Annotated in this window: 20 protein-coding genes; 9 read left to right on the forward strand and 11 right to left on the reverse strand. The window is 72.7% G+C overall.

All coding sequences use genetic code 11. The features are described 5' to 3' along the window. Window positions 1–22: 22 nt before the first annotated feature. On the reverse strand, window positions 23–1,207 hold the full coding sequence (gene glcE, locus EDD54_RS17130) for a glycolate oxidase subunit GlcE (RefSeq protein WP_126538467.1): 1,185 nt from the start codon (window positions 1,205–1,207) through the stop codon (window positions 23–25). Next, a complete protein-coding gene (locus EDD54_RS17135) occupies window positions 1,207–2,700 on the reverse strand; it encodes an FAD-linked oxidase C-terminal domain-containing protein (RefSeq protein WP_133674026.1) in 1,494 nt (497 codons plus the stop codon). The genes glcE and EDD54_RS17135 overlap by 1 nt, the downstream gene beginning before the upstream one ends. 611 nt (window positions 2,701–3,311) lie before the next feature. Here EDD54_RS17135 and EDD54_RS17140 point away from each other — a divergent pair. Then, complete coding sequence (locus tag EDD54_RS17140; protein WP_126538469.1) at window positions 3,312–4,247, forward strand: LysR family transcriptional regulator; 936 nt, start codon at window positions 3,312–3,314, stop codon at window positions 4,245–4,247. A gap of 14 nt (window positions 4,248–4,261) precedes the next feature. Here EDD54_RS17140 and EDD54_RS17145 read toward each other — a convergent pair whose 3' ends face one another. Further along, on the reverse strand, window positions 4,262–5,578 hold the full coding sequence (locus tag EDD54_RS17145; protein WP_126538471.1) for a DUF3422 family protein: 1,317 nt from the start codon (window positions 5,576–5,578) through the stop codon (window positions 4,262–4,264). Window positions 5,579–5,777: 199 nt separating this feature from the next. Here EDD54_RS17145 and EDD54_RS17150 point away from each other — a divergent pair, with 199 nt between their 5' ends. The 5 genes from EDD54_RS17150 to EDD54_RS17170 are packed head-to-tail and all read left to right on the forward strand — an operon-like array spanning window position 5,778 to window position 10,004. Further along, entirely contained in the window at window positions 5,778–6,629 is an 852-nt protein-coding gene (locus EDD54_RS17150; RefSeq protein WP_126538473.1) for a GntR family transcriptional regulator, read from the forward strand. Beyond that, complete coding sequence (locus tag EDD54_RS17155) at window positions 6,626–7,399, forward strand: (Fe-S)-binding protein (protein ID WP_126538475.1); 774 nt, start codon at window positions 6,626–6,628, stop codon at window positions 7,397–7,399. The genes EDD54_RS17150 and EDD54_RS17155 overlap by 4 nt, the downstream gene beginning before the upstream one ends. Before the next feature lie 39 nt (window positions 7,400–7,438). Continuing rightward, complete coding sequence (locus EDD54_RS17160) at window positions 7,439–7,903, forward strand: DUF29 domain-containing protein (protein ID WP_126538477.1); 465 nt, start codon at window positions 7,439–7,441, stop codon at window positions 7,901–7,903. A gap of 11 nt (window positions 7,904–7,914) precedes the next feature. After that, window positions 7,915–9,336, forward strand: coding sequence for a LutB/LldF family L-lactate oxidation iron-sulfur protein (locus EDD54_RS17165; protein ID WP_126538479.1), 1,422 nt, complete (start codon window positions 7,915–7,917; stop codon window positions 9,334–9,336). Continuing rightward, window positions 9,333–10,004: a LutC/YkgG family protein gene (locus EDD54_RS17170; protein WP_126538481.1), complete on the forward strand. Its 672-nt coding sequence runs from the start codon at window positions 9,333–9,335 to the stop codon at window positions 10,002–10,004. The genes EDD54_RS17165 and EDD54_RS17170 overlap by 4 nt, the downstream gene beginning before the upstream one ends. Before the next feature lie 44 nt (window positions 10,005–10,048). Here EDD54_RS17170 and EDD54_RS17175 read toward each other — a convergent pair whose 3' ends face one another. Together EDD54_RS17175 and EDD54_RS17180 are read right to left on the reverse strand one after the other, a co-directional pair. Next, window positions 10,049–10,735 carry a DUF937 domain-containing protein gene (locus tag EDD54_RS17175; RefSeq protein ID WP_126538483.1) on the reverse strand — a complete coding sequence of 229 codons (687 nt, stop codon included), beginning with the start codon at window positions 10,733–10,735 and terminating at the stop codon, window positions 10,049–10,051. Window positions 10,736–10,802: 67 nt separating this feature from the next. Next, entirely contained in the window at window positions 10,803–12,176 is a 1,374-nt protein-coding gene (locus tag EDD54_RS17180; protein WP_126538485.1) for a glutamate--cysteine ligase, read from the reverse strand. Between the two features lie 198 nt (window positions 12,177–12,374). Between EDD54_RS17180 and EDD54_RS17185 the strand changes: the two genes are divergently transcribed. After that, window positions 12,375–13,118, forward strand: a complete 744-nt coding sequence (locus tag EDD54_RS17185; RefSeq protein WP_126538487.1) for a type 1 glutamine amidotransferase — start codon at window positions 12,375–12,377, stop codon at window positions 13,116–13,118. Window positions 13,119–13,140: 22 nt separating this feature from the next. Here EDD54_RS17185 and EDD54_RS17190 read toward each other — a convergent pair whose 3' ends face one another. The 4 genes from EDD54_RS17190 to EDD54_RS17205 form a co-directional block, all read right to left on the reverse strand. Continuing rightward, window positions 13,141–13,887, reverse strand: coding sequence for a 16S rRNA (uracil(1498)-N(3))-methyltransferase (locus tag EDD54_RS17190; RefSeq protein ID WP_126538489.1), 747 nt, complete (start codon window positions 13,885–13,887; stop codon window positions 13,141–13,143). Window positions 13,888–14,260: 373 nt separating this feature from the next. After that, complete coding sequence (locus EDD54_RS17195) at window positions 14,261–14,512, reverse strand: hypothetical protein (protein WP_321184135.1); 252 nt, start codon at window positions 14,510–14,512, stop codon at window positions 14,261–14,263. After that, on the reverse strand, window positions 14,509–14,847 hold the full coding sequence (locus EDD54_RS17200) for a DUF1127 domain-containing protein (protein ID WP_126538491.1): 339 nt from the start codon (window positions 14,845–14,847) through the stop codon (window positions 14,509–14,511). Before EDD54_RS17200 ends, EDD54_RS17195 begins: the two co-directional genes overlap by 4 nt. Before the next feature lie 177 nt (window positions 14,848–15,024). Next, window positions 15,025–15,351 (reverse strand): YjiS-like domain-containing protein, encoded by a 327-nt coding sequence (locus EDD54_RS17205; RefSeq protein ID WP_126538493.1) that lies wholly within the window; start codon window positions 15,349–15,351, stop codon window positions 15,025–15,027. Between the two features lie 230 nt (window positions 15,352–15,581). On the opposite strand from EDD54_RS17205, the gene EDD54_RS17210 reads away from it, so the two are divergent. Further along, the gene (locus EDD54_RS17210) at window positions 15,582–16,475 is read left to right on the forward strand and encodes a LysR substrate-binding domain-containing protein (RefSeq protein WP_126538495.1); all 894 of its coding nucleotides are present in this window, start codon (window positions 15,582–15,584) and stop codon (window positions 16,473–16,475) included. A 19-nt stretch (window positions 16,476–16,494) separates the two neighbouring features. Here EDD54_RS17210 and EDD54_RS17215 read toward each other — a convergent pair whose 3' ends face one another. After that, window positions 16,495–17,436 (reverse strand): DMT family transporter, encoded by a 942-nt coding sequence (locus EDD54_RS17215; RefSeq protein ID WP_126538497.1) that lies wholly within the window; start codon window positions 17,434–17,436, stop codon window positions 16,495–16,497. Window positions 17,437–17,657: 221 nt separating this feature from the next. Then, entirely contained in the window at window positions 17,658–18,269 is a 612-nt protein-coding gene (locus EDD54_RS17220; RefSeq protein ID WP_126538499.1) for a LysE family translocator, read from the reverse strand. Between the two features lie 148 nt (window positions 18,270–18,417). Here EDD54_RS17220 and xseA point away from each other — a divergent pair, with 148 nt between their 5' ends. After that, a complete protein-coding gene (gene xseA / locus EDD54_RS17225; protein WP_126538501.1) occupies window positions 18,418–19,854 on the forward strand; it encodes an exodeoxyribonuclease VII large subunit in 1,437 nt (478 codons plus the stop codon). Window positions 19,855–19,894: the final 40 nt, after the last annotated feature.

Genomic DNA, 19,894 nt, shown 5'->3' on the forward strand with positions numbered 1-19,894 from the left:
CAGGGCGGTGCAATGCCCGGTGTCAGAAGTCCATCCGGCCGGGGTTGAGGATGCCGGCCGGGTCGAACTCGGCCTTGAGACGGCGGGCGAGCGCGGCGAGCGCGGCGGGCTGGGGCTCGAAGGGGGGGACGCGGAGGCGGAGGTCGGGCGCGCCGCGCAGCAGCGTGGCGTGGCCGCCGCCGGCCGCGGCGACCGCGGCGCGGACGCGGGCGGCGTGGGCGTCCGGGGCGGCGGGATCGACCGCGAGGAGGACGAGGCCGCCGGACCAGTCGTAGACGACCGTCGCCGCATCCGGCACGGCGGCGGCGATCGCGGGCCCCGCCGTCGGCGCCACCGAGACGCGCCAGAGCGGGTGGTCGCGGTTATCGGCGAAGAGCGCGCCGTCGCGCAAGGCGGCGAAGATGCGCGCGGTCTCGGCCGACCCCAGCCGCTCGGCGGTCCCGAACGGCTTCAGCAGGCCGGCGAGGCGGCCGGCGCGCTCCTCGACCGACGGCGCGACGCCCTCGAGGCGGAGCAGCGTGACGGCGGCCGGGAACCCCAGCCGAGCCGCCGCCGGTGCCGGCAGGTGGCTCGCCGCGGAGACGTCGACCGGCGCGCCCATGGCCGCGGTCATCGCCGCGACCGCGCGCGCGTCGGAGAGGCCGGCGAGGAGCACCGTGGCCGCGGTCTCGGCCTTCGGCATCACCTTCAGCGTCACCTCGGTGAGGACCGCGAGCGTGCCGAAGGAGCCGGCGAGGCCCTTGGAGAGGTCGTAGCCGGTGACGTTCTTCACCACCTTGCCGCCGGCGCGGAAGATCTCGCCGCGCCCCGAGACGGCGGTGACGCCGAGCACGTGGTCGCGCAGCGCGCCGGCGCGGATCCGGCGCGGACCGGACAGGGCCGTCGCGACGAGGCCGCCGACCGTGCCGGCGCCGGCCTCGCCGTGGGCGAGCCCGGCGAGCGGCGGCTCGAAAGCGAGTTCCTGGCCGGCGGCGTCGACCGCCACGGCGATCTCGGCGAGCGGCGTACCGGCGCGGGCGGTCAGCACCAGTTCGGCCGGCTCGTAGGCGACGATGCCGGTGACGGCGGAGAGGTCGAGCGGGCGGTGTTCGACCGGCCGGCCGAGGCCGGCGCGGGTGCCGTGGCCGCGCGGGGCGATCGGGGTGCCGGACGCGGCGGCGTCGGCGACGACCGCGCGGACGTCCTCGTCGGTGACGGGCCTCTCCATCAGAACCTCGGGATGTCGGGGAACGGCAGCCGGCCGCCGGAAACGTGCATGCGGCCAAGTTCGGCGCAGCGGTGGAGTTCGGGGAAGACCTTGCCGGGGTTGAGCAGGTGCTTCTCGTCGAAGGCGCACTTGACGCGGATCTGGTGGGCGAGGTCCGTCTCGGTGAACATCGCCGGCATCAGGTCGCGCTTCTCGATGCCGACGCCGTGCTCGCCGGTGAGCACGCCGCCGACCTCGACGCAGAGCCGGAGGATGTCGGCGCCGAGTGCCTCGGCGGCCTCGAGTTCGCCGGGGGCGTTGGCGTCGTAGAGGATCAGGGGGTGCAGGTTGCCGTCGCCGGCGTGGAAGACGTTGGCGACGCGCAGGCCGTGCTTCACCGAGAGCTCGCGCATCCGCGCCAGCACCGTCGGCAGTTCGCGGCGCGGGATGGTGCCGTCCATGCAGTAGTAGTCCGGCGAAATCCGTCCGACCGCGGGGAAGGCGGCCTTGCGGCCGGCCCAGAAGGCCATGCGCTCGGCGTCCGAGGTCGAGACCCGGCAGTCGGTGGCGCCGCGCCCGCGCGCGATCGCCTCGACGCGCGCGAGGAGATGGTCGACCTCGACGGGCGGACCGTCGAGTTCCACGATCAGCAGCGCCTCGGCGTCGCGCGGGTAGCCGACGCGGACGAAATCCTCGGCGGCGTTGATCGCCGGCTTGTCCATCATCTCCATGCCGCCCGGGATGATGCCGGCGGCGATGACGTCGGCCACGGTCAGGCCCGCAGCCTCGGCGCTGTCGAAGGCGACCAGCACGGCGCGCGCGGTCTCGGGCGCGCGCAGGATCCGCACCGTCACCTCGGTGACGACGCCGAGCAGGCCTTCCGAACCGACGATCAGCGCCAGGAGGTCGTAGCCCGGCGCGTCGAGATGGGCGCCGCCGATGCGCAGGACCTCGCCGGTCATCAGCACCATCTCGACGCCGAGCACGTTGTTGGTGGTCAGGCCGTATTTGAGGCAGTGCACGCCGCCGGAGTTCTCCGCGACGTTGCCGCCGATCGAGCAGGCGATCTGCGAGGAGGGATCGGGGGCGTAGTAGAAGCCCTCGTGCTCGACGGCGCGGGTGATGCCGAGGTTGGTCACGCCCGGCTCGACCACCGCGACGCGGTTCTCGAAGTCGACCCGCTTGACCCGGTTGAAGCGCATCATCGACATCAGCACGCCGTCGGCGAGCGGCAGCGCCCCACCCGACAGCGACGTCCCCGCCCCGCGCGGCACCACCTTGACGTCGTGGGCGTGGCACCAGGCCAGCACCGCCGCGACCTGCTCGACGGTCTCGGGCAGCACCACCACCAGCGGTACCGTCCTGTAGGCGGTCAGCCCGTCGGATTCGTAGGGCTTCATGCCGACCGCGCCGTCGATCGTGCCGTCCGGCACGATCCGCCGCATCGCCGCGACGATCTCACCACGACGCGCCAGCGTCCCGGCATCGGGTTCGGGCATCACGGGATGGGACATGGGGGCCTCGGGGTTGGGGGCGGCAGTCGGGCGGTCAGGTTTCGGCAGTCGGCAGTAGGCAGTCGGCAGTCGGGAGGTCGCGGCGGTGGAGACGGCTCGCGCTCGCTTTGCAACGGGAGGACGGATCGATGGCGGCAGCGTTGCGCCACACGGGCGGCCCGCATCGGACCGTCGGCGCCCCGGCCCACCCCTCTCCCTGTCCCTGCCCCACAAGGGGGGAGGGGACGATGTGGAGATGTTCCGCGCAGCCGAAGGGCGGCCGGGCAGGGTCGGCCAGGGGCGAAGAACATGAGTCCGGGCAGAACGGCACACACCGACCGTCCCCCCCGTCCCCTCCCCGCTCGTGCGGGAGACGACGGAAGAGGCCCAACCGCGCTCGACGAAACGCCTCCGCCGGGCGCGCCTGCAAGCCACCCCCTCTCCCCGTCCCTCCCCCCTGGTGGGGGAGGGACGGGGAGAGGGGGCCACCGCCGCGACGCCCCTACTGCCCACTGCCCACTGCCTACTGCCGAAGCCCAACTGCCGACTGCCCACTGCCGACGCCCGACTTCCTCCCCCCTTCCCCCGCCTGCCTGCCGCCGCCTAATCTCCCGTCGAACGGGAGAGTGGCCGTGCAGGACATCCAGGACCTCGCGATCTTCGCCAAGGTGGTGGCCACGGGGTCGATGTCGGCGGCGGGGCGGGCGCTGGGGTTGACGCCGGCGGTGGTGTCGAAGCGGATCCGGCGGCTCGAGGAGCGGCTCGGCACGCTGCTCCTGCAGCGCACCACCCGGCAGATCGCCCTCACCGAAGCGGGCCAGGGCTTCCACGAGCGCATCGTCCAGGTGCTGGCCTCGATCGAGGAGGCGGAGGCCTACGTGTCCCGGCGGTCGGCGATGGCGCAGGGCACGCTGAAGATCTCGGCGCCGACCACCTTCGGCCGGCTGCACGTCGCGCCGGTGCTCGGCGCCTTCCTCGAGAAGAACCGCGGCCTCAAGCTCAACCTCGTCCTCTCCGACGAGTTCGTCGACGTGGTCGGCGACGGCTTCGACCTCGCGATCCGGATCGGCGCGCTCGCCGATTCCAGTCTCGTCGTCCGCCGGCTCGCGCCGAACCACCGCTTCCTGTGCGCCAGCCCGGCCTATCTCGCTCGCAACGGCGTGCCGCAGCGGCTGTCCGACCTCGAGACCCACGTCTGCCTCGCCGCCGCGCACCAGGATCCCTGGCGCCTCGAGGGGCCGGACGGCGAGGTCGCGGTCCATGCCAACGCGGCGGTGCAGACCAATTCCTCCGAGGTGGTGCGCGAGCTCTGCCTCTCCGGCGTCGGCATCGCTTTGCGCTCGACCTGGGACGTCGGGCCGGAGCTCTCGGCCGGCAAGCTGCAGGTGGTGCTGCCGCGCTACCGCGGCTCGCGCCACGTCGCCGTGCACGCTGTCTATCCGAGCCGGCGCTTCCTGCCGGCCAAGGTGCGGCTCTTCATCGACTATCTCGCCGGCCTCTACGGCCCGAAGCCCTACTGGGACGAGGGCCTCGAGGCGCTGACGGGCCGCGCCGAGGCGGCGGAGTGAGCCGCGCGCGGGCGTCATCCGTGGTCCTCGCCTGCATGGTGGCGGCGGATCGAGCGCACCACCAGGAACACCGCCAGCACCACCGGCAGCACCGCAATCGCGGTGAGCACGCCGGGATCGATCTCGACGCCGAAGGCGTGGCCGCCCTTGGCGAGATAGCCGATCAGGCCGACGACGTAGTAGCTGACCGCCGCTACCGACAGGCCCTCGACGGTCTGCTGCAGGCGCAGTTGCAGGCGGGCGCGGCGGTTCATCGATTCCAGCACGTCGCGGTTCTGCTGCTCGAGCTCGACGTCGACGCGGGTGCGCAGGAGGTTGGCGGCGCGGCCGAGCTTTTGCGACAGGTCGTGCTGGCGGTCCTGCAGCGCCTGCAGGGTGCGCATCGCCGGCGCGGTACGGCGGGCGAGGAAGGCGCCCCAGGTCGAATAGCCCTCCCACGGCTCCTCGCGCACGGCGGCGAGGCGCAGGCCCACGATCTCGTCGTAGGCGCGCGAGGCGCCGAAACGGTAGGCCGAGGCGGCGGCAGAGGCCTCGAGATCGGCGGTGAGCGCCGTGAGGTCGCCGAGCAACTTGCGGTTCTTCTCGAGGCCGGTGGTCTGGCGGATCTCGCGCGAGATCTCGACGAGGCTCCGCTCGATCTGGCCAATGACCGGTCCCTGCGTCTGCGCCTCGGGCAGGCCGAGCATGGCGAAGGTGCGGTAGGTCTCGATCTCGAGCAGCCGCTGCACCAGCGCGCCGGCCTGACGGGCGTGCAGGCCGCGGTCGACCACCAGGATCCGGGTGCGGCCGTCGCGGTCGACGCGGAAGTCGGTGACGATCAGCGCCGTGCCGTCGACCACCTGCGAGGCCGACACCCAGACCTCCTCGAAGCTGCCGATCGGCCCGCGCGCGTCGCCGGCGAAGGCGGCCTCCGGCACCAGGTCGAGCCGGGTCGCCACCATCAGTTCGCCCGGCGGCACGAAGCCGGCGCCGAACGGATCGTCGGCGACCGGTTGGAACGGCTCGGCGCCCGGCCGCGGCGCGACGTCGAAGGTGTAGGAGGTGAACTCGGTGAACTGCTCCCAGCGCAGCGTGCCGCCGTTGACCTCGATCTGGTGCACCTTGCGCTCGGGGCCGGGACCGTCGAGGCCGTGGCGCTGGCAGAACGCGTTGAGGAAGGCGCGGTCCGCGGCCGCGGCGGCGGGCGGCGTCTCGAAGGCGTAGTGCAGGAAGACGCGCGGCGTCTGGACGAGGCGGAACGGCCGGGCGTGGACCTCGCCCAGGATCCGCGAGCGCAGCGGATGGGTCGGCCACGCCACGTGCCCCGCTCCCGTGTTGCCGTTCGCCGTCATCGTCCCACCCCGATCCCCCCGGCCGGATTCGGTCCGGCGCCGCGCGGCATTCCACCCGCGGGCACGTCGGCTGTCCACGACGACCTTGGGGGCGATCCGGGAGCGCGGCAAGTGGTCTGCTCGGTTGACCACTTTCCTTCCGGTCGCTACATTGCCCTTGCCCGGACCGACGGGCAAGCCCCTTCACGAGCCTTCGCCGATGATCTATCGCGAGGTCGCCCAGAATCGAACGGCCGACGTCGTGGTCGCGCAGGTCGAGAGCCTGATCCTCGACGGCGTCCTCCGTCCGGGCGACCGGCTGCCGAGCGAACGCGAACTCGCGCGCGCCCTCGACGTCTCGCGGCCGATCCTGCGCGAGGCACTCGACGACCTCGCCGCCCGCGGGCTGGTCGAGAGCCGGCACGGCGGCGGCACCTACGTCGCCGACGTCATCGGCGAGGTGTTCCGCCAGCCGGTGGTGGCGCTGGTGCGCTCCCATCCGCGTGTCCAGGCCGACTACCTGGCCTTTCGTCGCGAGGTCGACGCCATCGCCGCCGGTCTCGCCGCCGAGCGCGCGAACGCGGACGACCGCGCCCTTCTCCGCGGCATCCTGGAGCGGCTCGACGAGGCCCACGCCGCCGGCGACGTCCAGCGCGAGGCCGAACTCGACGTCGAATTCCACCTCGCGGTCTCGGATTGCACCCACAACACGGTGCTGCTGCACACGCTCCGGGCCTGCTACCGTCTGCTCGCCGACGGGGTGTTCTACAATCGCGCCCTGCTCTACGGCGAGGCCGACTGCCGCGACCGGCTGCACGCCCAGCACCACGCCGTCGCCGAGGCGATCCTCGCCGGCGACGGCGCGGCGGCCCGGGCGGCGGCGGCGGCGCACATGGACTACGTCGCGGCCGAGGTGGCCGCGCGGCAGGAGGCCGACGCCCGCGCGGCGGTGTCGGCACGGCGCCGCGCGGTCGCCGAGGCCCGGCTCGACGGACCACGCGGCGGGCGCGGACCCGCGCTCGGTCTCACGGAAACGACGGCGCCCGGCGGACGGAGGGGACGGACGGCATGACGGATCGGAAACCGCGCGTGGCGCTGCTGGTGACTTGTCTGGTGGACCTGTTCCGCCCGACGGTGGGCTTCGCCGCGATCAAGCTGCTCGAGGACGCCGGCTGCGTCGTCGACGTGCCGGAGGTGCAGACCTGCTGCGGCCAGCCGGCCTACAATTCCGGCGACCGGGCCGACGCCCGGGCCCTCGCCGAGGCGGTGATCGGCGCCTTCGAGGGCTTCGAATACGTGGTGGTGCCGTCTGGCTCCTGCGGCGGCATGGTCAAGCACCACTATCCCGAGCTGTTCCACGGCGACCCGAACTGGTGGCCGCGCGCCGACGCGCTCGCCGCCCGCACCTTCGAGCTGACCAGCTTCCTGGTCGACGTGCTCGGTGTCCGCAGCGTCGCCGCCGCCTTCGAGGGCTCGGTAACCTATCACGACAGCTGCTCGGGTCTGCGCGAGCTCGGCGTCCACGCCCAGCCCCGCGCGCTGCTCGCCGGCGTCGACGGCGTCACGGTGAAGGAGATGGCCGACAGCGACGTCTGCTGCGGCTTCGGCGGCACCTTCTGCGTCAAGTACGGCGAGATCTCCAACACGATCGTGTCGAAGAAGACCGCCAACATCCGGGCCGCCGGCGCCGGCACGCTGCTCGCCGGCGACCTCGGATGCCTCCTCAACATGGCCGGCAAGCTGAAGCGCGAGGGCTCCGGCGTCGAGGTCCGCCACGTCGCCGAGGTACTGGCCGGCATGGCCGACGGCCCGGCGATCGGCGAGGCGCCGCGCCGGAAATGATGCGATAGTGGATCCCCGCCCGGGACACGGGAGACGCCCATGGGACGCGCGAAGGAAAAGCCGCTCTTCGCCGAGCAGACCGACTACGAGGACGACTTCTTCCAGTGGTGCTTCGAGCAGGCCGACCTGCTGCGGAAGCGGCGCTTCGACGAGGTCGACCTGCCCAACGTGATCGAGGAGCTCGAGAGCATGGGCAATGAACAGCTCCACGCGTTGCGCTCGTCCTACCGGCTCCTGATCGCCCATCTCCTGAAGTGGCGCTTTCAGCCGGAGAAGCGCACCGCGTCCTGGCAGGTCACCATCGGCCGCGAGCGCGACAACGTCGCCGACCGCGAGGCCGACAACCCGTCGCTGGCCGTGAAGGCGGCGGCGATCGTCGCCTACGTCTACCCGCGCGCCGTCCGCGAGGCGGCGGCCGAGACCGGCCTGCCGCGCTCGACCTTCCCTGTCGCCTGCCCGTGGTCGCTCGACCAGTTGCGCGACGACGACTTCCTGCCCGAGTGACGTTCCCCTCCATGCAGATCACGTCCCCCCGCTTCTCGACCAACGCCCACGAGGCGCTGCACGACGCCCCTCTCCAGAAGGCGATGAGCCACGTGGAGAAGAATTTCGTCGTCCGCCGGCGGGCCGCCGCCGACGCGCTGCCGGAGTTCGAGGCGCTGCGCGACGCCGCGCGCGACATCAAGAACCACACGCTGAAGCACCTCGACCTCTATCTCGAGGCCTACGAGCGCAAGGTCGTCGAGGCCGGCGGCCACGTGCACTGGGCCGAGAGCGCCGAGGACGCCCGCCGCATCGTGCTCGACATCTGCCGCAAGGCGGGCGCGAAGACGGTGACCAAGGGCAAGTCGATGATCTCTGAGGAGATCGCCCTCAACGACCACCTCGAAAAGAACGGGGTGATCCCGGTCGAGACCGACCTCGGCGAGTACATCATCCAGTTGCGCGGCGAGCACCCGAGCCACATCATCGCGCCGGCGGTCCATCTCAACAAGGATCAGGTCGAGGCCGAGTTTCGCCGCGTCCACACCCACCTCGACCCGAAGCGCGACCTGACCGAGCCGACCAGTCTGCTCGCCGAGGCGCGCGGCGAGTTGCGCGCCAAGTTCCTCGCCGCCGACGTCGGCATCACCGGCGCCAACTTCCTGGTCGCCGAGACCGGCACCTCGATCATCGTCACCAACGAGGGCAACGGCGACCTGACGCAGATCCTGCCGAAGGTCCACGTCGTCGTCGCCTCGATCGAGAAGATCACGCCGACGCTGTCGGACGTGGCGCAGATCCTGCGCGTGCTCGCCCGCTCGGCGACCGGCCAGGAGATGAGCGTCTACACCACGCTCTCGACCGGACCGCGCCGGCCGGACGACCCGGACGGGCCGGCCGAGTACCACGTGGTGCTGCTCGACAACGGCCGCTCGTCGATGCTCGGCACCGAGTTCGAGGACATGCTGCGCTGCATCCGCTGCGGCGCCTGCATGAACCACTGCCCGGTCTACCACGCGATCGGCGGCCACGCCTACGGCTGGGTCTATCCCGGCCCGATGGGCGCGGTGCTGACGCCGACGCTGATCGGCGTCGACAAGGGCGGCAACCTGCCGAACGCCTCCACCTTCTGCGGGCGCTGCGAGAGCGTGTGCCCGATGCGGATCCCGCTGCCGAAGATGATGCGGCACTGGCGCGAGAAGGAGTTCGAGCGCCACCTCCAGCCGACGCCGGCACGCTACGGCCTCGCCGCCTGGGCCTTCCTCGTCCGCCGCCCGAAGCTCTACCGCCTCGCCGCCCGCACCGCGGCGCGCGCGCTGGCGCTCATGGGCCGCCGACGCGGACGGGTCTCCGCCCTGCCGCTCGCCGGCGGCTGGACCGACTGGCGCGACATGCCCGCCCCCGAGGGCGGCACCTTCATGAGCCGATACGCTCGGGAGAAGCGCCCGTCATGACCGCCCGCGACGCCATCCTCGCCCGCATCCGCCGCTCCGCCGGCGTCGGCGAGGCCGACACGACCCGCCGCGCCGCGGTCGCCGACCGGCTGGTCCGCGCCCCGCGCGGCGTGGTGCCCGCCCGCGCGCAGCTAGACCCGGAGGCGCGGATCCGGCTGTTCCTGGAGAAGGTCGCGGCCGCCGCCGCCACGGTCGTGCGCCTCGCCGACGCCGCGGCGGTGCCCGCCGCGCTCGCCGAATACTTGCGCGCCGGCAACCTGCCGCAGGCGGTGCGCATGGGCGAGGATCCCCGCCTCGCCGCGATCGACTGGGCGAGCCAGCCGCAGCTGACGATCTCGCACGGGCCGAGCGCCGGCACCGACCTCGTCTGCGTCGGCCACGCCGAGGCCGGCGTCGCCGAGACCGGAACGCTGGCGCTGGTGTCGGGGCCGGACAACCCGACCACGCTCAACTTCCTGCCGGACGTCCACGTCGTCCTGGTCGACGCCGCCGCGGTGGTTGGCGACCTCGAGAGCGTGTTCGACGGTCTGCGCGCCCGCTACGGCGCCGGGCGGATGCCGCGCACGGTCAACCTGATCACCGGCCCGTCGCGCTCGGCCGACATCGAGCAGACCCTTCTGCTCGGCGCCCACGGCCCGCGCAGCCTGCACGTGATCGTCGTCGGCTGACGGGCGGAAAGCCCTGGCGTGCCGGGGCTTCCTCGCACGGGACTTCAGCCCTTGCGGCCGCCCATCCACTGCTCGAAGAAGCTGCGGCCTGCCTCGTTCATCTCGACGCCGGCCTCGAACAGCTTGCCGAAGCCCTCCATGCCCGGCGGCCACTGCGGCGCCTCGGGCTCGGCCGGCTTGACGCCGGGCTTGCCCTCGGCATAGCCCTTGAGGAAGGCGCCCATGGCGTCGCGCATCGGGTTGCCGAGCGCCCCGAAGGCGGCGGCGGCGTCACCGGCCTTGGCGGTCTTCAGGAAGGGCGCGAAGGGCGTGCCCTCGAGCTCCTTGGAAAGGCCGCCGAACAGAGTGGCGGCCATGGCCGGCATCACCTTGGAGACGACGTCGACGCCGAGGCCGGTCATGGCCGAGGCCTGCCGGGCGAGCACGCTCGCGGCGTCGCCGGAGCCGAACATCTTCTCGAGCGCCAGCCGGGCCGCCTCGGTGGCGGCCGGCGACACGGCGGCGCGGGCGTCCTCGTAGGCGGCGCGGAACTTGTCCGGGTCGAGCATCTCGGCGAAGGCCGCCGGCGAGGTCATGTCGGCCGCCGACTTCTTCATACCGAGGGCGAACACCGGCAGGAGCGTGCCCATCAGCTTGTCGAACTCGGGCCGGCTCAGGCCGTAGGCCTTGGCGAGATTGTCGATCGCCTGCCCGCCCTGGGCCTGGCGCATCAGATCGGCGAAGGTGAACATCCGCGACTCCTCTTCGGTCACGGATGATCGGACCATCCGGCCCCGCCGTCAAACCGCGGCCCGGCCGTCAATAGGCGTAGTCGCGGAAGACGTTGGAGAGATCGCCCTTCCAGGGGCCGGCCAGCTTGTCGAGCAGCAGTTCGGCCGGGGTGCGGCCGAGCGCGACGGTCTCCTCGAGCGGGGCGAGATAGGTGGTCTCGTCGGCGCCCTGGCCGTTGACGACGGCGCGCCGCCGCAGTCCCTCGCGCGAGATCGCCAGCACCTCGCGGGCGATCTCGAGCACGGTGCGGCCACGGAACGGAGTGGCGAGCGCGGTGGTCGGCACGCGGTCGCGCAGGGTCTGGCGCTCCTCGGCGGTCCAGTCCTTCACCACGTCCCAGGCGGCCGCGAGGGCGACGTCGTCGTAGAGCAGGCCGACCCAGAAGGCCGGCAGCGCCAGGATGCGCCGGGTCGGGCCCGAATCGGCGCCGCGCATCTCGAGGAAGCGCTTCAGGCGCACCTCGGGGAACAGCGTGGAGAGGTGGTTGTCCCAATCGCCGCGGGTCGGCATGCCATCGGGCACGCGGTTCCGCAGCGCGCCGGACATGTACTGGCGGAAGGTGACGTCGGTGGCCTCGTGGTAGGTGTCGCCGCGCTTGACGAAATACATCGGCACGTCGATCGCCCAGTCGACGTAGCGCTCGAAGCCGAAGCCGTCCTCGAACACGAAGGGCACCATGCCCGAGCGGGCGTTGTCGGTGTCGCGCCAGATCTCCGAGCGCTCCGACAGCCGTCCGGTCGGCCGGCCGTCGAGCACCGGCGAGTTGGCGAACAGCGCCGTCGCGATCGGCTGCAGGGCCACCGACACCCGCATCTTCGCGACCATGTCGGCCTCGGAGCCGAAGTCGAGGTTCACCTGCACGGTCGCGGTGCGGAACATCATGTCGAGGCCGCGGCTGCCGACCTTCGGCATGTAGGACGACATGATGGCGTAGCGCGACTTCGGCATCACCGGCGTGTCGGCCAGCGACCACACCGGACTGATGCCGAGGCCGAGGAAGCCGATGCCGAGCGGATCGGCGATCTCGCGCACCTGCGCCATGTGCGAGAAGGTCTCGGCGCAGGTCTGGTGCAGCGTCTCGAGCGGCGCGCCCGACAGCTCGAACTGGCCGCCGGGCTCCAGGCTGATGGCGCCGCCGCCGGCGGGATCGGCGAGGCCGATCGGCAGGCCGCGGTCGAGGATCGGCTCCCAGCCGAGCAGGCCAGCCATGCCGTCGAGCAGCTGGCGGATGCCGCCGCGGCCCTCGTAGGGCACCGGCGAGAAATCGGCGCGGCGGAAGCCGACCTTCTCGTGCTCGGTGCCGATCCGCCACGCGCTGCGCGGTTTCGCGCCGGTGGCCAGTCGCTCGACGAGATCGTCGCGGGACGTGATCGGCGTATCGTCGGACGTGTCGCGCGCCATGGGTGGATTCCGGCTTCAGGGGGCGGCACCCTAGCGGGCGGCCCGGTGGCTTTCAATCGGGGCCGCCGATCACGTCCCGGCGAGGACGGCGCGACGGCGGAACGGCATGGCGGGCGGTCGTTTTTCGCTGGCGCGGACCGCCCGCGGGTGGGCTATGCTGCGGCTTCCTCCGAATAGCCCGCCGATGTCGACAAGCGCATGAAGATCCTGGTCGTCGAAAACTACCGTGGCACCCATCTCGGCCTCGTCGGCCGTGCCCTCGCCGAGGCCGACGCCGCCGTCGACCTCCGTCTGATGTACGAGGGCGACGCCCTGCCGCCGGACGCCGAGGGACACGACGGCATCGTCGTGCTCGGCGGCGGCCAGGACGCGCTGGCCGACGCCGCCCATCCCTACCTGCCGGCGCTCGCGGAGCTGACGCGGACCTTCGGCGCCGCCGACAAGCCGGTGCTCGGCATCTGCCTCGGCTCGCAGATCGTGGCGCGCGGCCACGGCGGCCGCAACATCCTCGGCCGGCCGATCGAGATCGGCTGGCGCGCCGTGACGCCGACCGACGCCGGCCGCCGCGACCCGCTGATCGCCGCCATCGGCGACGGCGCGCCGATGTTCCACTGGCACACCGACACCTTCGACCTGCCCGAGGGCGCGACGCACCTGGCGTCCTCCGCGCAGACGCCGAACCAGGCGTTCCGAATCGGCCGCGCCGTCTACGGCGTCCAGTTCCACTTCGAGGCCGACCGCGGCGTCGTCGCCGACTGGACCACCGCCTACGCCGAACTCCTCGCCAACGGCGCGCCCGAGTGGCCGGCCGAGCACGCGCGCGTCGAGGCCGAACTCGGCCCGCTCGCCGACGCCGTCGGCCTCGAGATCGCCCGTGCCTGGGTTCGCCTCGCGGCCGAGATGGCGACCGAGCGCGCCGGCGCGCTGCGCCGGCCCGGCTGACCCGGCGGGCGCGGCAGGTTGCTCACCAGTCGCCGATGGTGGCCTGGATCATCGTCAGCGCCACCACGGCGGCGGTGTCCGCCCTGAGGATGCGCGGACCGAGCGGGATCGGCGTCACGAAGGGCAGCGCCCTGAGGCGTCGACGCTCCTCCTCGGCGAAGCCGCCCTCCGGGCCGATCAGCACCGCGACCGGACCGCGCCCGAGCGCCGTCAGCGTCGCGGTCGGGTTGGTGGTGTCCTCGCCCTCGTCGCAGAAGATCAGCCGGCGGCCGGGCTCATCCTCGGGGAAGCGGTCGAGCACGCGCTCGAGCCGCTCCTCGGCCTCGACCGGGGGCACGTGCAGCACGCCGCACTGCTCGGCGGCCTCGACCACGTTGGCGCGCATGCGCTCGACGTTGACGCGCGTCGCCTGGGTGTGGCGCGTGATCACCGGGCGGATCCGCCCGACGCCCATCTCCACGGCCTTCTGCACCATGTAGTCGAGCCGGGCGTGCTTCAGCGGCGCGAACAGCCACAGGAGGTCCGGCACCGGCGGCTGCGGCCGCGTCCGCGCCTCGACGACGAGGTCGGCGCCTCGTTTGCCGGTTGGCTCGACGCGCGCGCGGAATTCGCCCGACGTCCCGTCGAACACCAGCACGGCCGCGCCGGCGTCGAGCCGGAGCACCGCGAGCAGATAGTTGGCCTGATCGCGGTCGAGCGCGATCCGGGCGCCCTCGGCGAGCGGACCGGCGACGTGGAGACGGGGGGTGCGGAAGTCGGAATGGGCCATGGCCGCGATCTGGAGCGCCTTCGGACCTGAAGGATGCGTCAGGTCGATGGGGAGTCGCTCCCGATTCGATGAGATGGAGCACTCTCTCGTCGACCAAGTCGTACGACTTGGTCGGAGAATGCTCTAGCACGGCGCTGCGCCGATGAAAAAGCGGGCGACCTCCGATGGCTAGAGGTCGCCCGCAGTCGTGATCGCGAGGCGCGCGAGCGACCTCGCGAACGAGCCGGCAGGGGGCCGGAACCGGGTGGGTCCGGACCGCCCGGGAGGCGATCCGGACCCGTCGTCGGACGGCACCGGGGTGCGCGGGATGGTCCCGTCCGAAGGCGTGTGCGGGGGACCGGCGCGAGGATCGCGCCGGCGGGAACGGCTTGCGTCAGGCCGCGGCGGGCACCGGCGCGGACGGCAGCAGCATGCCCGGCAGCGGGCGCGTGCAGGTCTTCAGCACCGGCGGGGCCAGGATCGCCGTCTCGAAGGCCACCATGGCCGCGAGGAAGGCGTCACGGGCGGCCCGGTCGGCGAAGCCGACGACCTTGCCCTTGTAGAGCGTCAGGGCCGTGCCCGAGACCGGCTTGCCGGTCCACGGGCAGACGTCGTTGACGCAGTCGGCGAGCGAGAGCCTCCTCACGACGCCCTCCATCTGCGGGGCCGCGCCCCGTCGGTGGCGACGCGCGGGGTCGGCACGCCGCGGGCCTGATGATCGAGCGCGCCGTTGACGCGGGCGGCGAGCAGCCGCGACGGATCGTCCGTCAGCGGCACCGCCGTCGCCTCGCGCAGGTCCGCCCGGGTCAGGCCGATGTCGGCGAGCAGATAGTCGTCGAGATCGCCGAGCGAGCGCACCGCGGCGCGGTTGCGGATGACCGTGACGGCGAGGGCGACGGCGTTCGACAGGCCGCGCCAGACGGCGGCGGTCAGCGGGAAACCGGAATGGGTCCGGGCCGAGGTCTTCGAAAATGCGGTCATCGTCGCCTCCACGGGCAGAAATAGGACGTTGGTCCGCGCGTGGCCGGCGCGGGCGGGCTGGAGGTGGGGACGGTGGGTTCGGGAACGGGACAGAGCCTGAACCGGAAGCACCGATCGGTCCAACGAATGTTCTGGATGGAACCGATCGGAACCTCTGATGGATCGGGTGACCGCCCGTCAGGACGAGCGGGCCGCCCGACGGGCCTCCCGGGCCTGCGCCCGCTCGAAGCCGCGGCGGGTGTCGCGGGCCTCGGCGAGACGATCGCTCGCCTTCTCGCCAGCCGGTGTCAGCAGCGCGGAGACGACGTCGGAACGGCTGAGGCCGATGTCGCGCAGCACGTGGTCGTCGCACTCGAGCAGGCGCATGGTGCGGCGGCGGTCGACCTCGGCGGCGACCACGCGGGCGGCCGCGGCGGCGAAGCCGGCGACGGCGTCGGCCGCGCGCCCGACGAGGACGGCGAGGCCGCTGCGCGCGGCGGGGGTGCGGTCGAGGATCAGGGTCATCGCGCCCTCCTTCGGGCATGGGGAGAGCGGGCCCGGAAACGTGCGTTTCCGGGAGGAAGACCCGCCCTCTGGGGATGGTGACACTCTGCCGGACCGTTATTGATCAGTCCAACGAATGTTTGTAATGTGAGCCATCACGGTCGGTGATGGTTCGACGTTCACCTGTCTCGCATGGCGAGGACGTCGCCGCGACCCGAAAACCGACGATCCGCGACCGCGGGGAGGAAGCCATGAACGTTCTCGACCTCGACCAGCTGCGCACCTTCCTGGCGATCGCCGAAATCGGCTCGTTCACCGCCGCGGCGGACGTGGTGCACAAGACGCAGTCGGCGGTGTCGATGCAGATGCGCCGGCTCGAGGAGCGCGTCGGGCGGCCGATCTTCACCCGCGACGGCCGCCAGAGCCGCCTGACCGAGGACGGCCGCCGCCTGCTCGAATACGCCCGCCGGATGATCCGCCTCAACGACGAGACGCTGGCGGCCTTCTCCGATCCGGGCCTGACCGGCTCGATCCGCCTCGGCCTGCCCGACGACTACGCCGACCGGCTGCTGCCGACCGTGCTCGCCGGCTTCTCGCGCATCAACCCGATGATCGAGATCGCGGTGGAGTGCCAGCCGACCCGCACCGTCCACGCCATGATCCGCGAGGGCGAGCTCGACCTCGGCATCATCACCCACGGCGAGGCCGGCGACATCCGCGGCGATCTGATCCGACGCGAGCCGCTCTACTGGGTCTCCGCGCGCGACCACTGCACCCACGAGCTCGACCCGGTGCCGCTGGCGCTCGGCCCCGACAGCTGCTGCTGGCGCTCGCAAGCGGTGCGCGCCCTCGACGGCGTCGGCCGCCGCTTCCGCATCGCCTATACCAGCGGCCACGCCATGGCGCTGTCCGGCGCGGTGCTGGCGGGCCTCGCGGTCTCGGTTCTGCCGGAGAGCGCGATCCGCATGAACATGCGCATCCTCGGCCCCCGTGACGGCTTCCCGGACCTCGCCGCCGCCGAGATCGCGCTGATCCGCGCCGACCACGCCAAGCACTCGATCCACGACGCCCTCGCCACCCATATCGCCACCTCCCTCGGCAACCTCGGCGCGGCGACGAACCCGCTGCCGATCGCGGCGGAGTGAGCGGGCGAGGCGGGGACGCTCAGGCGCCCCGCCGCTTGCGCGTCAGCACGATCAGGTTGCCGGCGACGACGGCGGCGAGGCCGACGACGGCGAGCGGGGTCCAGACGTAGCCCTCGAACAGGGTGGAGATGACGAGGGCGAAGATAGGGAAGATGACGGTGGAATAGCCCGCGCGCGCCGCGCCGATCCGGCCGAGTAGCGTCAGGTAGCAGGCGAAGGCGATCACCGAGGACACCACCGACAGCCAGACGAGGCCGCCGAGATAGGGCAGCGTCCACTCCACCGTGAAGGTCCGCCCGTTGACGAGGGCGAGCACCACCATGATCGCCGCGCCGTAGACCATGCCCCAGGCGTTGGTGGAGATCAGCGGCACGCCGCGGCGCTGGATCGCGGTCGACATCATGTTGCCCGAGCAGAAGAACAGGGTGCCGAGGGTGCAGAGCAGGAGCCCGATCGCCGCCTCGTGGCTGAAGGTGACGCCGGCGATCTCCGGCCAGAACACCAGCCCGATGCCGGTGAAGCCGATCGCGGCGCCGAGCGCGACCCGCGGCTCGATGCGTTGGCGGAACACGACGGCGGCGAGCACGAGGTTGAACACCGAGGCGAGCGAGAACACCACCGAGAGCAGCCCGGAGGCGAGATAGGCGCCGCCGAGATAGAACAGGTAGAAGTTGGTCGAGAAGATCAGCGCCCCGAGGGCTGCGAAGCGCAGGTGGTCGGCGAGGGGAAAGCGCAGCGGCCGGCCGGTGGCGACGACCCAGCCGAGCATCACCGCGGCGGCGAGCAGGAAGCGCCAGGCCACCGACACCTCCGGCGCCACCACGCCGACCTGCATCTTGAGCGCGATCCAACTCGTCGACCACGCGAACACCGTGACGGCATAGAGCACGAAGTCGAACAGGGTGAAACGCGGTTCCGACCGCGCGGCGACGGCCGCGGCGGCGGGGGAGACGGCAGTCATGGGCGAACCTCGGACGCGGTGGCTCGGGGGGCGATATCTCTCGGCTCGGCCGGGAGCGCTCGGGAGAGCCGTCGGGGCCGCGACGCCGCGCCGCGGGAGCGGCCGGCTCCCCGTTTCTGCGGCGGACGGGTCTTCACGTCAAACGATGGTTTGGAATGGCACCCATCGCTTGCCGTGATGGATCCATCAGGAACGGCGAAGAATGGGCGGCGCGCGGGTCCTCAGCGCGCCACGATCGCCGCCGCCGCGCCGGCCATGACGGTGCCGGCGGTGCGGTTCAGCCGGCGCAGGGCGCGCGGGCTGCGGAACATCTCGCGCGCGCCGGCCGCCGCCGCGGCGTAGGCCGAGCCGATCGCGGTCAGGAGCACCATGACGATGCCGACCAGTTCGGCGAAGCCGACCGCGGTCATCCGCTCGAGCGGCACCAGCGTCGGCAGGAGGGCGATGTAGAACACCATGGTCTTGGGGTTGCCGAGGGTCAGCGACAGCCCCGCGAGCAGGGTGCGGACGAAACCCTGGGCGGCGGCGGCGCGGACCTCGTCCGGGTTCGGCTTCGCGGTCCAGAGCTTGACCGCGAGGTAGAGCAGGTAGGCCGCGCCCGCCCACTTCACCACCAGGAACACCGTGCCGAAGCGCTGCGCCAGCGCCGCCAGGCCGAAGGTGACGAAGGAGAGGTAGACGAGGTCGCCGACGACGAGCCCGAGCACCATCGGGAAGGCGCCGCGGAAACCGCCGCCGAGCCCGCGCGCGACCACGGCGGCCATACCCGGCCCCGGGGAGGCGGCGGCGATCGCGAAGGCGAGCGAGAAGGCAAAGAGCGTGGTGGCGTCCATGGCACGGCATCCGAGCGGCGGGATGCCCGGAGCGCTAGCACGCCGTCCGCCCGGCCCGCCACCCGAATCCCGCGGAGCACGGCGACGGGCGGCGGCGGCGCGCATCGCGCGCTTGACCCGGCGCGCGCGCCGTGGCCCCCTCCCCGCCATGAGCGAACCCGTCACCAACGTCGCCGAATACACCGTCTCGGAAATCTCCTTCGCGCTGAAGCGGGAGATCGAGGAGCGATTCGGCTTCGTCCGCGTCCGCGGCGAGATCTCCGGCTACCGCGGCCCGCATTCCTCCGGCCATGCCTATTTCTCGCTGAAGGACGAGGGCGCTCGCATCGAGGCGGTGATCTGGCGCGGCACCATGGGCAAGATCCGCTTTCGGCCCGAGGAGGGCATGGAGGTGATCGCCACCGGCCGCCTCACCACCTTCCCGGGCTCGTCGAAGTACCAGATCGTCATCGAGCAGATGGAGCCGGCCGGCGTCGGCGCGCTGATGGCCCTGCTCGAGGAGCGCCGGCGCAAGCTCGCCGCCGAGGGCCTGTTCGAGGCCGCGCGCAAGCGGCCGCTGCCGTTCCTGCCGAAGGTGATCGGCGTCGTCACCTCGCCGACCGGCGCCGTGATCCGCGACATCCTGCACCGGCTCGCCGACCGCTTCCCCGTCCACGTGCTGGTCTGGCCGGTCCGCGTCCAGGGCGAGACGTCGGCCGCCGAGGTCGCCGCGGCCATCCGCGGCTTCGACGCCCTGCCCGAGGGCGGCGACATCCCGAGGCCCGACGTGCTGATCGTAGCGCGCGGCGGCGGCAGCCTCGAGGACCTCTGGGGCTTCAACGAGGAAGTGGTGGTCCGCGCCGCCGCCGACTGCTCGATCCCCCTGATCTCGGCGGTCGGCCACGAGACCGACTGGACGCTGATCGACCACGTCGCCGACGTCCGCGCCCCGACGCCGACCGGCGCCGCCGAGATGGCCGTGCCGGTGCGCCGCGAACTCCTCGACCGCACCGCCGATCTCGCCCGCCGGCTCGACGGCGCCGCCCACCGCGGGATCGACCTCCGGCGCACGCGTCTCCTCGCCGCGGCCCGTGCGCTGCCGAAGCCGGCCGACGTGCTCGCCCTGCCGCGCCAGCGCCTCGACGCCGTCGGCCTCGCCCTCGTCGCGGCGCTCAGGACCAACACCACCGTCCACGGCCGCCGCTTCGAGCGCGTCGCCGCCCGGCTCGGGCTCGGCGGGCTCGAGCGCGCCAACGCGCTCCACCGCGAACGTCTCGGCGCGCTCGCCGCGAGGGCCGCCCGCGCCGTCGCCGAGGCGCTGCGGCGCGACCACGCCCGGCTCGACCGCGCCGTCGCCATCTTCGACGCCGTCAACCACAAGGCGACGCTGCGCCGCGGCTTCGCCCTCGTCCGCGACGGCGAGGGACGGCCGGTGTTCTCCGCCGCCGCCGTCCTCGCCGGCGCCCGGCTCGACGTCGAGTTCGCCGACGGCCGGATCGCCGTCACCGCCGAGGGCGAGCCGGCCGAACCGTCGCCGGCCGCCGCCTCCGGCGCGCGCAAGCCGAAGGCGAAGCGCGGCGGGCCCGACCAGGGCTCGCTGTTCTGAGACCGGCCCGCCGCCGTTCGGGCGCCGTGCGGACGGCCTC

Source organism: Oharaeibacter diazotrophicus, assembly GCF_004362745.1.
Classification (GTDB): Bacteria; Pseudomonadota; Alphaproteobacteria; order Rhizobiales; family Pleomorphomonadaceae; genus Oharaeibacter; species Oharaeibacter diazotrophicus.

Bases quoted from the DNA above. Each gene is read 5' to 3' on its own strand.
- glcE (WP_126538467.1), bottom strand. From the start codon at position 1,207: ATGGAGAGGCCCGTCACCGACGAGGACGTCCGCGCGGTCGTCGCCGAC.
- EDD54_RS17135 (WP_133674026.1), bottom strand. From the start codon at position 2,700: ATGTCCCATCCCGTGATGCCCGAACCCGATGCCGGGACGCTGGCGCGT.
- EDD54_RS17145 (WP_126538471.1), bottom strand. From the start codon at position 5,578: ATGACGGCGAACGGCAACACGGGAGCGGGGCACGTGGCGTGGCCGACC.
- EDD54_RS17150 (WP_126538473.1), top strand. From the start codon at position 5,778: ATGATCTATCGCGAGGTCGCCCAGAATCGAACGGCCGACGTCGTGGTC.
- EDD54_RS17155 (WP_126538475.1), top strand. From the start codon at position 6,626: ATGACGGATCGGAAACCGCGCGTGGCGCTGCTGGTGACTTGTCTGGTG.
- EDD54_RS17160 (WP_126538477.1), top strand. From the start codon at position 7,439: ATGGGACGCGCGAAGGAAAAGCCGCTCTTCGCCGAGCAGACCGACTAC.
- EDD54_RS17165 (WP_126538479.1), top strand. From the start codon at position 7,915: ATGCAGATCACGTCCCCCCGCTTCTCGACCAACGCCCACGAGGCGCTG.
- EDD54_RS17170 (WP_126538481.1), top strand. From the start codon at position 9,333: ATGACCGCCCGCGACGCCATCCTCGCCCGCATCCGCCGCTCCGCCGGC.
- EDD54_RS17175 (WP_126538483.1), bottom strand. From the start codon at position 10,735: ATGTTCACCTTCGCCGATCTGATGCGCCAGGCCCAGGGCGGGCAGGCG.
- EDD54_RS17180 (WP_126538485.1), bottom strand. From the start codon at position 12,176: ATGGCGCGCGACACGTCCGACGATACGCCGATCACGTCCCGCGACGAT.
- EDD54_RS17185 (WP_126538487.1), top strand. From the start codon at position 12,375: ATGAAGATCCTGGTCGTCGAAAACTACCGTGGCACCCATCTCGGCCTC.
- EDD54_RS17190 (WP_126538489.1), bottom strand. From the start codon at position 13,887: ATGGCCCATTCCGACTTCCGCACCCCCCGTCTCCACGTCGCCGGTCCG.
- EDD54_RS17200 (WP_126538491.1), bottom strand. From the start codon at position 14,847: ATGACCGCATTTTCGAAGACCTCGGCCCGGACCCATTCCGGTTTCCCG.
- EDD54_RS17205 (WP_126538493.1), bottom strand. From the start codon at position 15,351: ATGACCCTGATCCTCGACCGCACCCCCGCCGCGCGCAGCGGCCTCGCC.
- EDD54_RS17210 (WP_126538495.1), top strand. From the start codon at position 15,582: ATGAACGTTCTCGACCTCGACCAGCTGCGCACCTTCCTGGCGATCGCC.
- EDD54_RS17215 (WP_126538497.1), bottom strand. From the start codon at position 17,436: ATGACTGCCGTCTCCCCCGCCGCCGCGGCCGTCGCCGCGCGGTCGGAA.
- EDD54_RS17220 (WP_126538499.1), bottom strand. From the start codon at position 18,269: ATGGACGCCACCACGCTCTTTGCCTTCTCGCTCGCCTTCGCGATCGCC.
- xseA (WP_126538501.1), top strand. From the start codon at position 18,418: ATGAGCGAACCCGTCACCAACGTCGCCGAATACACCGTCTCGGAAATC.